The organism is Desulfobotulus pelophilus, assembly GCF_026155325.1.
In the GTDB taxonomy this organism is placed as follows: Bacteria; Desulfobacterota; Desulfobacteria; order Desulfobacterales; family ASO4-4; genus Desulfobotulus; species Desulfobotulus pelophilus.
Genome location: NZ_JAPFPW010000016.1, coordinates 1 through 15287 on the forward strand (window position 1 = coordinate 1; position 15287 = coordinate 15287).

The 15287-nt window shown below is 52.9% G+C and carries 12 protein-coding genes; 2 read left to right on the top strand and 10 right to left on the bottom strand.

Annotated elements, in window-relative coordinates:
* Nucleotides 1–219: 219 nt before the first annotated feature.
* Nucleotides 220–1821, bottom strand: coding sequence for a DUF6880 family protein (locus OOT00_RS12470; RefSeq protein ID WP_265425711.1), 1602 nt, complete (start codon nucleotides 1819–1821; stop codon nucleotides 220–222).
* Nucleotides 1822–2241: 420 nt separating this feature from the next.
* Between OOT00_RS12470 and OOT00_RS12475 the strand changes: the two genes are divergently transcribed.
* Entirely contained in the window at nucleotides 2242–3195 is a 954-nt protein-coding gene (locus OOT00_RS12475) for a patatin-like phospholipase family protein (RefSeq protein ID WP_265425712.1), read from the top strand.
* Between the two features lie 118 nt (nucleotides 3196–3313).
* On the opposite strand, the gene OOT00_RS12480 is transcribed toward OOT00_RS12475, so the two are convergent.
* The 9 genes from OOT00_RS12480 to OOT00_RS12520 form a co-directional block, all read right to left on the bottom strand.
* Entirely contained in the window at nucleotides 3314–3658 is a 345-nt protein-coding gene (locus tag OOT00_RS12480; protein WP_265425713.1) for a hypothetical protein, read from the bottom strand.
* 152 nt (nucleotides 3659–3810) lie between these two features.
* On the bottom strand, nucleotides 3811–5205 hold the full coding sequence (gene mnmE / locus OOT00_RS12485) for a tRNA uridine-5-carboxymethylaminomethyl(34) synthesis GTPase MnmE (RefSeq protein WP_265425714.1): 1395 nt from the start codon (nucleotides 5203–5205) through the stop codon (nucleotides 3811–3813).
* Nucleotides 5206–5455: 250 nt separating this feature from the next.
* The gene (locus OOT00_RS12490) at nucleotides 5456–6652 is read right to left on the bottom strand and encodes a Jag family protein (protein ID WP_265425715.1); all 1197 of its coding nucleotides are present in this window, start codon (nucleotides 6650–6652) and stop codon (nucleotides 5456–5458) included.
* A gap of 11 nt (nucleotides 6653–6663) precedes the next feature.
* Entirely contained in the window at nucleotides 6664–8307 is a 1644-nt protein-coding gene (yidC, locus tag OOT00_RS12495; protein ID WP_265425716.1) for a membrane protein insertase YidC, read from the bottom strand.
* Nucleotides 8308–8482: 175 nt separating this feature from the next.
* Nucleotides 8483–8692, bottom strand: coding sequence for a membrane protein insertion efficiency factor YidD (yidD, locus tag OOT00_RS12500; RefSeq protein ID WP_265425717.1), 210 nt, complete (start codon nucleotides 8690–8692; stop codon nucleotides 8483–8485).
* A 4-nt stretch (nucleotides 8693–8696) separates the two neighbouring features.
* Nucleotides 8697–9053 carry a ribonuclease P protein component gene (gene rnpA, locus OOT00_RS12505; protein WP_265425718.1) on the bottom strand — a complete coding sequence of 119 codons (357 nt, stop codon included), beginning with the start codon at nucleotides 9051–9053 and terminating at the stop codon, nucleotides 8697–8699.
* 262 nt (nucleotides 9054–9315) lie between these two features.
* Nucleotides 9316–9450 (bottom strand): 50S ribosomal protein L34, encoded by a 135-nt coding sequence (gene rpmH, locus OOT00_RS12510; protein ID WP_265425719.1) that lies wholly within the window; start codon nucleotides 9448–9450, stop codon nucleotides 9316–9318.
* A 226-nt stretch (nucleotides 9451–9676) separates the two neighbouring features.
* Nucleotides 9677–11233: an Rne/Rng family ribonuclease gene (locus OOT00_RS12515; RefSeq protein ID WP_265425720.1), complete on the bottom strand. Its 1557-nt coding sequence runs from the start codon at nucleotides 11231–11233 to the stop codon at nucleotides 9677–9679.
* A 20-nt stretch (nucleotides 11234–11253) separates the two neighbouring features.
* The gene (locus OOT00_RS12520) at nucleotides 11254–13746 is read right to left on the bottom strand and encodes a TIGR03960 family B12-binding radical SAM protein (RefSeq protein ID WP_265425721.1); all 2493 of its coding nucleotides are present in this window, start codon (nucleotides 13744–13746) and stop codon (nucleotides 11254–11256) included.
* A 157-nt stretch (nucleotides 13747–13903) separates the two neighbouring features.
* On the opposite strand from OOT00_RS12520, the gene OOT00_RS12525 reads away from it, so the two are divergent.
* Nucleotides 13904–15244, top strand: a complete 1341-nt coding sequence (locus OOT00_RS12525; RefSeq protein WP_265425722.1) for a trypsin-like peptidase domain-containing protein — start codon at nucleotides 13904–13906, stop codon at nucleotides 15242–15244.
* The last annotated feature ends 43 nt before the right edge of the window (nucleotides 15245–15287 follow it).

The window sequence follows — 15287 nt, forward strand, 5'->3', positions numbered from 1 at the left end:
GTTGTACACCGGACTTCCTCCGGGTGCATACCCCGTACCCGTTCAAAGGCTTTTTCCGCCGAAGCTACCAGCACTTCATACTGTTTAAAATACGGTGCAAAATCCATTAGGATCCTTTCCTGAAGCAGCACGTAACGGCCTGCCTGTTTCCATTTAAAATACCCACTTCCTATACCATCCGCAGAAAGACTGTTCAACCGAAGAACGGACGGCACAGACTCACCCAGCTATTCCGCCCGGTGTTCCACGTGGAACTTTCCGGGACGGCACAGAGGATGTTTCACGTGGAACCTTCTTCACGATTCTTCCTGAAGGAACTTCCAGAGATGCATCATGCCCATAGCCCATTCCTCCCTGAACTGTGCCCTGCTTTTCCGCACGCTTCTCAACGAAAACAGACGAATCCGAAGCATCCTGCCAGTCCTCCTGCTCCGCATCGCCGGCAGAGTGCCCGTCCATACGCTGCCAGAAAACCCTCTTGTCACCATATGTTTTGCGCAACCAGGAGAGATATTGGAGGTGATTCGGAAGATCTCCATAGCTGGAGATGAGAGAATCGAGAACCTCCAGGGTCTCGCAGTAGGCCACCGCCTTACCATAGGCCCTGAACCGTGCTTCATCAAGGATCCCTTCAACCAGCGCCCGAAAACACAGAGATTGCCCTAGTGGAGAGCCAGCCGCATCAAATTTCCCCTGTATGCGTAGCACAGCCGTGTAATCATAGGAAGACAGGGCATCCAACCGCTCTGCAAGCAGCCTTTCTGCCTCCTTCACCGCATTCACGGAAAGAAGAAGGTTCAGGCCGGAATAAAGACTTGTGGTGTGTCGGGCAGTTTCCGGCGCAGAAGCAAGGAAGGCTTCCTTTTCATCGGCATCACAAACATCCAGGAGGGCCAGCAGGTAGTCCGCTGAAGGCTGAGCACCATAACGTTCCCTTCGAATCTGGAACAGCATTTCCCGGTCATCCATGGCACCATACACCTTATCCAAGAGGTCCAGCCTTTCCAGCTCACGGTCACCCCAGTCACCTGCCAGCCATGCAAGAGCCGCTTCAGGCCCCTCATAATCCAGATAGGCCTGCACAATATCACCAATCTGGCGGGGGCTGGGCTCGGATTGCACCAGAGTCACGCTCCGGGCCATAAGTTCGGGGTCACGCAGAACCTGAGAAAGATAACGAAGCCCCATGGCGAGGCGGTACCGGTACCATTCTCCCCCTGCATCCATGGCTTTGTCCTCCGCATCGGACACCATACGTTCTGCCAGCTTTTCCAGCTGATCAGCAGGCAAAAGAATGTCTGCATGGCGGAGAAGATTCACACGGACTCCGAAACGATCTTTCAGAAAGTGTTCCAGAATCCGACTTGACCAGTCCATGGCAAGCCCACTTTCTGCAGCAAGAGTCAGCCACAAGTCACAGGCATCACCAAAAACAGACTGCAATGGCCCGCCGCCATCCTCCAGACCTTCCAGAACCCTGTCCATATCCAGAAAACGATCCACAAGATCCAGAGCAACACCCGCATCCAGAGGGGCCATTAAAATAGACGTGTCTGACAGAAAAGCCCTGCAATCCCGGGCAAGAGGGAAAAGATCACGAAAACCCAGACTTTCGGGCAGAGCATGAAAGTGATCCAGCCGCTCCTTCAAATAATCCGACAGAGCCGAAGCATCCGAAGAACGATAGAGAGCCTCTACACGCTCACGAATCCGGGGATCCTTTTCCGCCAGATCCTCAAGAAACCGCCCCACTGTATCGAGATCCAGCGACATAAGGGCTTCCTTACCCTTTGCGTCAGAACCATGATTACTGTTTTCCATTCTCTGGCCTTTCCACCGCGCTTTGACTTCCGGACTGTCCGGTACCCAATTCGCACAAAAGAGAGTATCCTGAAGTGCCTTACATTCCGATCACATCCTGCTGTGCATGCTTTGGACAGGACAAAAAGAAACTGTTCAGCACTACCCTTTCCGGGCAGTGCCGCTGACCGAACTGGCCATGCGGAAACAAAATGAGATTATTTCTGATTACCTTTCAGAGTCGACATGGTATTCTGACCTTATCAGAAAAAACCATTCAAAGAATAAGGACCTGACATTTTCCCAAGCCCTGAGCCCGGCTGATGACGTTCCCCCTTGATCGGCAAACAAACGGAATCTTCGTCGCCCTTCTTCCAGCCTGGCCATCCGCAGGACCGAGGCAACCCATCACACACAATCCTTCAAAACCATAAGGCTGCCATGAGAAAACTGACCCGGACGGCTCTCACCATTCTGACCTTCTGTTGTGCCATACTACCGCTTCCCAAAACGGCACTCCCTGCAGAGACAAACGAGCCCACCCGGCCCACCATCGGACTTGCCCTTGGTTCCGGCGGGGCAACGGGCCTCTCTCACATTGCCATGCTGGAAGTACTGGATGAAATGGGCCTCAAACCCCAAAAAATTGCCGGGAGCAGCATCGGTGCCATTATCGGAAGCCTGTACGCCGCAGGGATGTCCGGAAAAGAAATCAGAGATCTTTTTCAGACTTTTGCCGGTAGCAACACCAAGGTAGTCATGAAGCTTATTCAGGGCAAATCCGGCCTTGCCCTCACTGATCTTATGCAGATTGACCTTGAAAACGGGGGCCTGTTCAGCAGCGAGGGATTCATCCGGTTTCTGGGCGAGAAAATGGGAACCCTCACTTTTGAAAATTTACCAATCCCCCTTATGGTCGTTGCCACGGACTACTGGTCGGGTGAGGAAATCATTTTTAAGAGCGGTGACCTTCTGACTGCGCTGCAGGCCAGCATGGCCGTTCCCGGCCTGTTTCCTCCAGAAGCTATCGATGGACGTCTCTACATAGACGGCGGCACAAGCAACCCGCTTCCCTATGATCATCTGCTCCAGACCTGTGACATTGTGATTGCCATTGATGTGGCAGGAACGGGAAACCGCATACCGGGCAAAGAGATCAGGGCAACGGATGTCCTTTTTGACACTTTCAAAATCATGCAACAGTCCATCACCTCAGCTAAAATGAAATACCTGCAGCCCCATATCTACATACGACCGGAAATTCATGACGTACGCCTCCTTCACTTCAACCGCATGGAAACCATCCTCCAGCAGAGTCAGCCTGCCGCTGAAATCCTGCGGGAAAAACTGCATCAGGCCCTTCCCGAGGAAAGAGGCCCGGCAGAAAATTCCTGAGCCGAAAAAGAACCCTTTCCACCGTTTATAAAGCGGCCCTCCCATAAAGCCTGCCTATTCCGGCATCCTGCCACAAGGGCATTTCAAAGAAACAGCCCAAAGCATATTTTTCAACAAATCACTCCAGCAGGAGAGGGGCCTCCCTGTCCAACGCCTTCTCTTCTTCAGCAAGAGCAGCCTCTTCGGCACGCTCCCTATACCATGAGTAAAAACGGATCAGCCCGGCGGAGGTTCCCACAGCCACAGCCACACCGGCGGCAACAGGGGCTGCCGTCACAAGGAGAGGCGCACTGGAAATCTTCAAGGCCACTCCCAAGGCTGCCAATCCTTTGGGTGCCGCTGCCGCCGCCACCACACCCACACCTGCGGATGCCGCAGCGGCAAGCCCCGCTACCGCCGTACTGGTTTTGGCAATCCGTTTATGTTCAAACTCTCGCTTTATTCTACAGGGGAGTCGAGACATACCAACCTCCGTAAACCATACTTACGTTGAGGGTACACTACACCCGCCATCATACAGCGCACAGAATAAGAGCTACATAAAAACAACCGGCACGCCGCCGTATCTTCTTCCGAACGAACCGGAAAAAACCATCCCGAATATCAGCCATGGAGCTATTTACCTATGCAGAAATCCGAAAAAATCCTGTCCAGAAGATCCGGATCAGAAACCTCTCCCAGAACCGTGCCAAGCTCCCGCACAGCATCATCCACATCCACGGACAAAAGATCCCAGAAATATCCTGCCCCTAAGCCTTCCCGGACCCGCACAAGGGCATCCCGTGCCTTCTCAAAAGCACGGGTGTGCCTCAGGTTCGGCAGCACCGCATGCTCCGGCGAGGATACTCCCGCAAGATCTGCCAGCACTTTCCGTAAAGTGTCCACACCTTCACCGGTACGGGCGCAGATATCAACACGGGCTTCCGGCTGCCAGGACGGGGGCAAAGAAAACCGGCGGCTGTCTTCTACAAGATCTTTTTTATTCACAACAACCACATAGGGACAGGATGCCACTTCCTTTTCAAGAGCACAGCTGCCCTCATCCGCCCCCCTGCCAGCATCAAGGACCAGAAGGACACGGTCTGCATTGAGAATGCTGGCCCTTGCCCTCTCAACCCCGATACTTTCAACGGGATCCTCAGAGTCCCGTATACCAGCCGTATCTGTAAGTATAACGGGGAGACCTGAAAGATTCAATGATTCCTCAACCAGATCCCGCGTGGTACCCGGTATATCCGTAACAATGGATCGTTCCCTGTCCAACAGGCAATTCATGAGAGAAGATTTCCCCACATTGGGCACACCCGCTATCACAAGACGAATTCCTTCACGTAAACGGATTCCAGCCTCTCCCCGGTGAATCAAAGATTCAAGAGACGGGAGGTAGTCTTCTACCACTTCACGAAAAAGAACTGTCGTGTCCACCAGTTCACCCACATCCTCAGGGAAATCAATTTCTGCAGCCATTCGTGTGGCCAGATCCAGCAAATTTTCCCGAAGACGGCGCACCTCACTCCCCAGCTCCCCGCAGAGAAGGGCGGAACCCATCCTGCGCGCAGCGTTTGTGCGTGCGGCAATAAGATCCATAACTCCTTCCGCCTGCGTAAGGTCCATACGCCCTGCCAGAAAAGCCCTGCGGGTAAACTCTCCCGGATCTGCCGGGCGGGCCCCCTGCGCCACCACAAGGCCCAGAAGGCTACGGATCAGATAGGGTCCGCCATGGGCATGGATTTCCACAACATCTTCGCCTGTAAAAGAGGCCGGAGCGCTCATCACCACAGCCAGAACCTCATCCATTTCTTCACCGCTCACAGGGTCACAGATCAGTCCCAGAGTAAGGCGGCGGGAAGCAAAATCAGCCGGCCCTGCGGGGCCACACATCCCCTTTTTACGAAATAAACGACAGAGAATGGCAATGGACTCCGGTCCGGAAATTCTTACAATACCGATGCCGCCGGCTCCGGGAGGTGTAGCGATAGCTGCAATGGTGTCTGTATGTTCAACAATCATTCGTTTTTCCTGTATGGAAGCATTCATAGGATTCGACACAGAGGGTCCGGTTCCGTGAATCCGCTGACAAAACCCCATGTAATCTTCGTCAGCACGGTCACCATGGTGGCTCCGTGGCCCATCGATATCAGCAAATCACCGGCTCTTCAACCGGGGTAGTGATACAGGCGGCCTTATAAAAAAAGTACCGTTCCACACAAGGAAACGGTACTTTTTTCATGGATATTCTCTCTTCAATGCTCAGCTGGCGTCAGGAATCTTCACTACCGTTTCCATCGGATCTGCGACGCCGCACTTTCTTGGGAAAGATCACCAGCCTGCGGTAATATCCCTCTCCCACGCTCTGGGTACGGACTCCCTTATCATCCTTCAGGGCCAAGTGAATGATCCGCCGGTCATGGGCATTCATCTGCCCAATAGTAGCCGGCTTCCCCGTGCGGCGGGCTTTTTCCGCCTGTTTCAGTGCCAGTTGCTGCAGATGCTCCCTGCGGGTTTCAATGTATCCTTCCACATCCATCTGGATACGAACCCGCCCTTCCGCATCACGGTTGACAATTTTATCCACTGCATACTGAATGGCTTCCAGGGTCTGCCCCCGCTTGCCAATGATAATGGCAGGGTTACCACCATCAAGGTTATAAAGAATACGGCCCGGAGAAACCTCCTCCCGTATGGTCACATCATCACTGATATAGGCCAGAATCTTTTCCAGAACCTCACGGCCCCTTGCCACCATTTCCTCCGTGACCTCAACGGGAACCTGGTCCTCTTCTTCTTTCCATCCGCCAGGAGCCTCTCCTTCACCGATACGAACATCGGGAGTTTCGGCCGCAGGGGGTAGTAATGGCTCTTCTTCGGAAAAGTCCGCGGCAGGCGAGGCAGCCTTCTGCTGCTGGTTGTTACGGCCACTCCGGGATCGGGAAGAGCGGGAACGACTTTTGGATGTCCCTTTGTCTCCATTTTTCTTCGGCACAACCAACCCCGGAGCCCCTTCACCGTCAGGGCTGGATACGGGGGAATGGGGAACAGGAGGAAGGTCTGCCGGGCTGTCTGACGCAGGCGGGCCTGCAGCGGGAAGAGGCCTGGTTTCCCCTGCAGAAGCTTTCTGACCTCCCTGCCTGTTTTTTGCCTGGGAAGACCCTGAAGGCCGTTCATCCGCCGGACTGATCTTTGCCTCCTCTGTCGGAACATCCAGAGGACCAAAGGCTTCATCTACCAGGGAAAGGGCACTGACCTTTCGGTCCGCAACAGATGACACTCCATTTTTTCCCTGACCGGCGGCCACACGGATTTTTGCCTTTTTTACACCCACAAGCCCGAAAATGCCGGTTGATCCGTAGGAAAGAACATCATACTGTATTTTCTCCTTGGGGATTCTGAGCTTTCTGCTGGCATTTTCCAGAGCGTCTTCAACGCTTTTACCTTCATATTCTACACTGGTATTCATGCTCCCTCCCACTACCGCGAGGTCCTGATAATGTAATACTGCTGCGCTATGGACAGAATATTGTTCACGAGCCAGTAAAGAACAAGACCTGCGGGGAAATTGATGAAGATAACCGTAAAGATCAGCGGCAAAAACATCATGATTTTTGCCTGCATGGGATCCCCGGCAGGAGGCGCCATTTTCTGCTGTAAAAACATGGTGGCACCCATGATAATGGTCAGCACGGGTATACCATAGGGTTCCTGCATGAAGGGAATGGAAAAACCGAACTCAAAAAGCCGGTCCGGAGCAGAAAGATCCTGAATCCATCCCATAAACGGCGCATGACGCAGCTCTATTGCCTCATACAGCATACGGTACAGAGCAATAAAAATAGGCATCTGGACCAGGAGGGGAAGGCAACCACTCATGGGGTTCACCTTATAGGTCCGGTACAGATTCATAATTTCCTGATTCATTTTCTGCTTATCATGACCATATTTTTCCCTGAGTTCCATCATCAGAGGCTGCAGTTTTTTCATCTCATTCATGGCCCGGTAGCTCTTGTTTCCCAGAGGCCAGAACAGAAGCTTGATAAAAACGGTCAGAAGAATAATGGCCACACCATAGTTGGGAATCACATTGTAGATCTTGTTTAAAAGCCAGAGACAGGGTTGAGCCAGAAGATCAAACCATCCGAAATCTACCAGTGCCTGCAGGCCGTATCCCGCTTCCTTCAGGACCGTAACACTTTTCGGACCTGCAAAAAACTGGACCTGCTTGCTCACCAGGGCACCGGGGCCCATCTGAAAGGTATCTGTGTAATACGTAAGCCGATAAGCCTGATTGTCCTCCATGGACACACGCATAACAGAAGGTTCTTCACTGACGGGAATAACGGCCGTAGCAAAATAGTGATCCTGAAGAGCCACCCAGCGGATATCACCACTGTACCGCCCTTTCTTTCGGATATCCTTAGCCTTAAGCCGCTCCACATCCCTGTCTATCAGAGCCGTGGGACCTTCGAAGCCGATGGCCCTCCTGTCCGCAACGGCCGATGTCAGAGAAAAACCCAGCCGGTCCGCGATAACAAGGCTACCCGTATTCCGGATACGGACATCACAGGTGATCAGATAGCTCTCCGGACGGAAGGTATAGCGTTTTTCCACCACGAAACCCTCTGGCGATGCCCATGTGAAGACAAGGGTTTCATCACGGGTTCCCAGAACCTGTTTCTCCCTGTCCGGGCCGGTGAAAAGAGCCGTTCCCAGCCCGGGGATACTGGAACCCTCCGTGGAAAGGGTAAAGTTCGGTCCCAGATAGGATTCCAGTATCTGCTTTTCCGGACTCCCCTTTTCAGAACTTTCCCGGTAATGTTTCAGGGAAAAACCTTCGAATGCAGCACCTTTTTCAGTAATAACGGCTGTATACAGTGGTGTTTCAACCGTATACAGTCGTGCTGCACGCTGTGGAGCGCTCTGAAGTACGCCGAAATCCGTCTGAGGGAAGGTCAGAAGATCCGGCGACGCAGACTCCGATCTTTCCGTCAACGGACTGAAGGCAACTTCCCGAGGCTCTTCCGGCAAAGACGAAGGCTCTGGCATGAAAAAATAATTCCATACAATAAATACCAGAAAAGACAACACTATGGCTGCGAGAAAACGAAACTGCTCCATGAATGACTCCTAAAACTCCCATGGGTGCACGGATGCCCGCTATCCAAACACGGGCCGGAAACAGGTAAAACCGGCACAGACCGACAATGCTGTCTTTTCGCTCCCGAATCTACAGGAAAGCGGGAGATCAGTTCTTCATCGGCCACCAAAAACAATGGCGGCAGGATCTTTCCCTTCAGGGAACGGGATCCACGCCGCCCGGATGAAACGGATGGCACTTCAAAACACGCCTGACAGCCAGATAGCCCCCCCGCAAGACACCATACTTCTGAACAGCCTCATAGGCATAGACAGAGCAGGTGGGATAAAACCGGCAGGCTGGCCCCAGTAATGGAGACAAAATCAGCTGATAGGTACGGATGAGTATCAGGATCAGACGTTTCATCACTTCAGGCACCCTGTTTCCTGGTAATCTTTTCAAACAGTTCCTGAAGGGATAAAAAAATGCGGTCCGCTGTCTGCTCCACGGCTTCGCGCTTGGCAATCACGTGGATATCCAGACCGGCCGGAACAGTTATTCTGCCCCGGGTCCGGAAATATTCCCGCACAAGACGTTTGATACGATTCCTCTTCACGGCATTTCCCACTTTTCTGGAAGCGGTGACCCCCAACCGGGGTCTGGCCAGGCTGTTGCCGGAAAACAGGGCAAGAAAATAAGGGGAGTGAACCTTTTTTCCTGTTTTTGAAAGCTGAAGAAACATACTTCGCTTTCGCAGGCGATCTGCTTTTGTAAAACGTTCTTGCAATCCCGATCCTCTCCCGTTGTTAGGATCCTTTTCTCCGGACCCGCAGAATCTGAATCCGTTGATAAAGGCATGCCTGACCGAAACCGGTGATGGCGCAAAAAAAGCCATCCGCACAGGTCTGAAACGGCAGACAACTCCATCTGTACCGCAGCAGACCCGAACGGTCTTCTCCCGACAATACGAAAGCCTTTTTCCAAGGGATCACTTCCGGCCTGGGGTAAACACACCGGGCCTCCGAGTCCGGCAGAAGACAGAAAAGGCATCAGGCGGAAAGTCGCTTACGGCCTCTGGCTCTTCTGGCCTTAACAATGCGACGACCGGCTACTGTGGACATTCTTTTACGGAATCCATGATTTCTTGCCCGCTTGATGCGGCTTGGCTGAAACGTTCTTTTCATGATTTTTAATCCCTTACACCATACAGGTCTGTTGTTATGTTACTGTTTTATCATTTGCCTGCCCGACATAACCCTACCCATTGGCAGGCAGTTGTTTCCGGGTGTTTCTGGACCCGGGCTCTCTACACGTACCCGGCAAAACACCTTGTCTGCCCATGCATGTCCGAAGGCATGTACCCTCTACTCCGGACAAATCGCGTCAGGGAATCACATTTCCCCTCGACTGTCAACCCGATTCTCCCTTTGTTCTATGGGTTTTTCCCTTAAGATTCTCAACAATATCAAATTCCTCAGGGTGACATACCGCATCTGCCACAACATGAACCCGCATTCCCGTCTTCTTCTCCACCACATCCACAATGGCCCGTGACCCACGGAGAAGCTCGTCGGCAGTTTCCGGATGACAGGTTACGGTAAAGGATTCGCCTTCCGCATCCCCTGCATACCGCATCAGCTCCCTGTAGATCTGAAAACAAAGGGTTCCCGGAGAAGACAGATGCCCCCTGCCGTCACAGCAGGGACAGTTGCTGCACAAAATTCTTGACAATGACTTCCGCGTTCTTTTCCGGGTCATCTGAACAAGACCCAGCTCACTCATGGGCAGAATGTTGGTTTTCACCCTGTCTGCCTGAACCGCATCCCGAAAGGCCTGAAAAACCCTTTCCTGGTTGACGGTTCGGGCCATGTCTATGAAATCTATAATAATAATACCGCACAAATTTCTCAGACGAATCTGATGGGCGATTTCCCGCACCGCCTCAAGATTGGTAAGCAGGATGGTTTCCTCAAAATTTTCCTTACCTACATAACGGCCCGTATTCACATCAATGGCCACAAGGGCCTCTGTCTGCTCTATAATGATATAACCGCCGGATTTCAGCCAGACCTTTTTCCTCAAGGCCCGCTGGATTTCCGCTTCAATGTTATAGGTATCAAAAATCAATGACTTTCCCTGATAATGAACCACATCCACTTCCAGATCGGGCATGGTTCTGGCAAGAAACTGACTCACAGCCTTACAGCCCTCTCTGGAGTCAATCACCAGCCTGCGGGCATCATCATGGGTCAGAAGATCCCGGAGTGAGCGGAAAGTAACGGAAAGATCCCTGTGAATACGAACAGGTGCCTTCTGATTTTTATACCGGTCCTGAACCATTTCCCAAAGACGGTCCAGCACGCTAATCTCCCTGGAAACGGCCTCCGGATCCACACCTTCCGCCGCCGTACGAAAAATATAGCCGTGCTCAGGGTTCCGAAAGGTTTCCACAAGTACCTTCAGGCGGGTCCGTTCCTCGTCACACAGAATTTTTCTGGAAACCCCCACATGGGGCACGGTAGGCATCAGCACCAGGAATCTTCCGGGCAGAGACACCTGTGTGGTGACCCTTGCCCCCTTGGTTCCAACGGGAGCCTTGATCACCTGAACCATAATCTCCTGCCCCTCCTTCAGGAGGGTTTCTATGCGATGCCTCGTTCCCCGACCGCTTTTACCGGCAGCATGAAGAGGGCCTTCCATTCCCTCATCCTCCGGGTCCACCACCTCCAGACCGCAGGGATCCGGCATCACGTCATCCACATAAAGAAATGACGCCTGCTTCAACCCTATATCCACAAAGGCGGCCTGCATTCCCGGCAGAACTCTCTGCACCCGGCCTTTATAAATACTGCCCGTAATATTCTCCTCGTCCCCCCGTTCCACAAAAAACTCCGCAAGGACGCCATTTTCCAGCAAAGCCACCCGGGTTTCACCCGGAGCCACGTTAACAATCAATTCTTTTCTCAAAGTCCCCCTTTCATGACCCTTTAAACGGCATACACCTTCACAATTTCAAGGTCTCTTATGGCCTCCGGCGTCATGCCGAAAACCGCCATCAGTACCTGTGCAGGCCGAAGGGTTCTCCCTTCCAAGGCTCTCAGAGAAAGAGACAGTGTCTGTTCGTCCGTTCTGTCCATATGTACAATAAATTGTTTGATATCAAGAAAGCTGACCTTCCCTTTTTTCCCCGTCTTCTCCAGAATCCACTCCTTCTCCGCTGCAAAAGCCGCAAGCTTATCATCATGGAAAATCCCGGTTCCGCGCACATCATAATACAGAACGCTTGCATCCTTTTCACCCGGCCTTGCCTCCCGGCATGCCGTAATGCTGAGCCCCTGAGGAAGAAAGGGGTTTACCCTGTCTGCAAAACCCGCCGTTGCTACTTCCGCCCCTGCCGTCAGGGTAAAGCGTTCACAAAAACTGACCATACCCAGTGGCAGGGTATCTCCAAAACGGATTTCAGGTTTTGGATTAAACCCGGAGGAAAATTTAAAGGTAACACCGGCCATGCGCAGGGCCTTCAAAAGAATCTGAATCATTTCAAGATGGCCAAAGAATCGGGCTGGTCCCGTCTTTTCAAATGCCACAGAGAGATCCCTGAAATGCTGTGGCTTACGCGGGGGCAGCACTTTTTCTGCAGCTGCGTGAGGAAAAAGTCTGGGCTCAATGCTGTCAAAATCACAGATTCCACACCCTGAACAGGCCCCTTCCCGGCAATCCGGGGTCATGGTCATGGCAAAGGCCTTCTTCCACTCCTCCTTCAGGAAATCCTTTGCTACGCGAATATCCATCACATCCCAGGGCAGAGGTTCATCCAGAGAACGCTGGCGGGAAACAAAAAAATCCACATCCAGCCCCTCCTCCACAATAGCTTGATCCCACAGGTGCTGCTTGAAGTAGTCGGACCAGCCATCCAACACACAGCCTTTTTCCCAGGCCCGAACCAGCAGGGGAGCCATGCGCCGGTCACCTCTGGAAAACAGCGCTTCCAGATGGCTGCTGGCCGGATGCTGCCACTTGAACTGAACTCCGGGCATTTTCAGCCGACTTCTCAGAAAACGGAATTTTTCCATGGCCTCTTCAAGGGAGATCATCCCGGCCCATTGAAAGGGCGCATGGGGCTTGGGGATAAAAGTGCCCACGCTTACGGTAACCTGCCCCCACTTACCCTGAGGAGTACGGAAACGGCGCAGCTTATCCGCAAGGTCAATAATGCCCTGAAGGTCTTCATCCGTCTCCGTGGGAAGGCCGACCATGAAGTAAAGCTTGATCTGATTCCATCCCAAAGAAATGGCATCCCTTACGGTATTGACGATTTCTTCTTCCGTAATATTTTTATTAATCACATCCCGCAACCGCTGGCTTCCCGCCTCCGGAGCAATGGTGAAACCGGTTTTGCGGACCTTTTTAATCTGTTCCATAAGCGCCGGAGTCAGGCGGCCGGCCCGGATGGAAGGCAGGCTGATGGCCCTCTGTTCTCCGGCATAACGATCCATGAGCTGTTCCATAAGATCCGAAAGGCATCCGTAGTCTCCCGTAGAAAGGGATAACAGGGACATCTCATCATAACCCGTTGCAGCCAGAGCCACCTCCGTTATCTGCAGGAGCCGCTCCACGGAACGCTCCCGTACAGGCCGGTACAGCATACCCGCCTGACAAAAACGGCAGCCCCTTGTACAGCCCCTTGCAATCTCAAGACGCAACCTGTCATGCACGGGATTGGTAAAAGGCAGAACAGGTCTCAGGGGAACAGGAGCCGCCTCCAGAGAAGACAGTACGGCTTTTTTCACAGATGGGGGCTGGCCTTCTTCCGGTGCCAGACGCTGCAACCCCTTTTCATCCCAGGACGGGGTGTAAAAAGAGGGGACATACACGCCATCAATCAGGGCCAGTTTTGTAAGAAGGTCTCTGCGCGTACCGCCACCGGCTTTTTCAAAATCCTGCACACGGCGGCAGAGGGCAGGAAGCTGTTCCTCCCCATCCCCCATAAGCATGACATCAAAAAAAGGAGCCATGGGTTCGGGGTTGCACACACAAGGGCCACCGGCAATAATAAGGGGATGGAATTCATTTCTGTCCCGGCTGTAAAAAGGCAGCCCTGCAAGACTCAGAATTTCCAGCACACCGGTATAATTCAGCTCATAAAGCAGGCTGAAACCGAGAATCTGCAGATCCCCAAGAGGCGTACGGGTTTCAAGGGTTGCAAGGGGAAGCCCCGTCTCCCTCAGCATGGCAGCCATATCCGGAGCAGGCACATAGATGCGCTCTGCAGCAATGGTTTCATCTCGGTTTAAAATGTCATAAAGGATCTGAAGCCCGAAATGGGAGGAACCGATCTCATACATATCGGGAAAGGCAAGGCCCACACGGAAACAGTCCCCGCCTTCCTTGCGGATGCTGTTAACTTCCGTGCCCAGATAACGGCTGGGCTTTTCCACCTTTGCAAGGATGGATTCAAATTGATAGCTGGATAAGGGCATGATAATTTACCGGAGGCTGAGGGTCCTGAAATAAGGGTCCGGTGGCAAAAAGGGGGGGCGGGAAAAGGCTTGTCCGATGCGTCTCTTCCAAAAAATGCGCAGACCAGAACACCACAAAAAACGTTCATATACAAAATAAAAAAGGATACCAGAAGTCATGATCAAGGGCAAATGGATTCTGTTTTGTTTATGCTTTCTTCTTCCCCTGCAGGCCCAGGGCTCACTGCCGGACAGAGAAACACCCGTTGTTCTTGCCGTACGCAATGTAGCCCCGGCTGTGGTGAACATCAGTGCAGCCTACACAGAAACCCGGCACAGAAGCGGTTTCCGCGACCCTTTTTTTGATGAATTTTTCAGAGATTTCTTTGAGGACGGCCCAGAGATACGCCAACAGCGCACAAGTCTTGGCTCCGGTGTCATCATAGATGGGGAAAAGGGCTATGTGCTGACCAATGCCCATGTGGTGGCAAGGGGAGAAACCATTACGGTGACCCTTGAAAACGGCAGCGAACTTCCTGCCCTGCTCGTAGGTGCGGATACGGAAAGCGATCTTGCCGTTCTCCGCATAGAAAGCAACAACTCTCTGCCCCAGGCAGCCATGGGAGTCAGCCGTGATCTCATGATCGGGGAAGCGGTGATTGCCATCGGCAATCCCTTCGGCTTCTCCCACACCGTGACCACGGGTGTCATCAGTGCCACCAATCGCCACGTACGCAGCAACCGCCATGTTTTCAAACGGTTTATCCAGACCGATGCATCCATCAATCCGGGCAATTCAGGAGGCCCTCTCCTCAACATCCGGGGTGAGGTCATCGGTATCAACACCGCCATCCATGCCAGAGCCCAGGGTATCGGCTTTGCCATTCCCATTGACAGAGCCCGACGCATTGCCATGGACCTCATCGAACACGGCATGGTGATCCCCCTCTGGGACGGGCTCCGGAGCCAGGAAATGGACAGAGACCTTGCGGGCTATCTGGGGAAGGGAGAGACGGAAGGCCTTCTTGTGCGGAATGTGGAAAAAAACTCCCCTGCCTCCCGCGCGGGAATACGCGCAGGAGATGTGCTCTCCGCCATGGATGGTCAACCAACGACAAAAATGGCAGACTACAGAGAACTTCTGGAAATGATGCTGCCCGAAACCCCTGTACGCGTGGATATCATACGAAAAGGAAAGCCCCTCACCCTTTCCATGACCCTACAGTCCTATCCCATGGAAAGGGCTTTGGATCTGCCGGAAAAACTCATGGGCATTCAGGCTGCTGAAAAACCGGATTCTCCCCGTACCGTTATCCTGACAACCATACGAAAGGACAGTGCTCTGGACCGCGCCGGAGCCCGGCCCGGTGACCGAATCCGGAGCCTGGGGGAAAGGGAAATAACAAGTCTTTCCGACCTCCATGCCGCCCTGATCCGCCATCGCATGGACAGGGAAGTCTCCCTGCGCATACAGAGAGGCAACCGGGTTTACACCCTGACCCTGCCACTGGAATCATAAAAAGCAGGAAGCCACCAGTTTCCCTGTCACAATCCGGCCGTGG

Excerpts from the sequence above, each read along its gene's own strand:
- OOT00_RS12490 (WP_265425715.1), bottom strand. The coding sequence starts at position 6,652 with ATGAATACCAGTGTAGAATATGAAGGTAAAAGCGTTGAAGACGCTCTG.
- OOT00_RS12525 (WP_265425722.1), top strand. The coding sequence starts at position 13,904 with ATGATCAAGGGCAAATGGATTCTGTTTTGTTTATGCTTTCTTCTTCCC.
- OOT00_RS12475 (WP_265425712.1), top strand. The coding sequence starts at position 2,242 with ATGAGAAAACTGACCCGGACGGCTCTCACCATTCTGACCTTCTGTTGT.
- mnmE (WP_265425714.1), bottom strand. The coding sequence starts at position 5,205 with ATGATTGTTGAACATACAGACACCATTGCAGCTATCGCTACACCTCCC.
- OOT00_RS12480 (WP_265425713.1), bottom strand. The coding sequence starts at position 3,658 with ATGTCTCGACTCCCCTGTAGAATAAAGCGAGAGTTTGAACATAAACGG.
- rpmH (WP_265425719.1), bottom strand. The coding sequence starts at position 9,450 with ATGAAAAGAACGTTTCAGCCAAGCCGCATCAAGCGGGCAAGAAATCAT.
- OOT00_RS12520 (WP_265425721.1), bottom strand. The coding sequence starts at position 13,746 with ATGCCCTTATCCAGCTATCAATTTGAATCCATCCTTGCAAAGGTGGAA.
- yidD (WP_265425717.1), bottom strand. The coding sequence starts at position 8,692 with ATGAAACGTCTGATCCTGATACTCATCCGTACCTATCAGCTGATTTTG.
- yidC (WP_265425716.1), bottom strand. The coding sequence starts at position 8,307 with ATGGAGCAGTTTCGTTTTCTCGCAGCCATAGTGTTGTCTTTTCTGGTA.
- OOT00_RS12470 (WP_265425711.1), bottom strand. The coding sequence starts at position 1,821 with ATGGAAAACAGTAATCATGGTTCTGACGCAAAGGGTAAGGAAGCCCTT.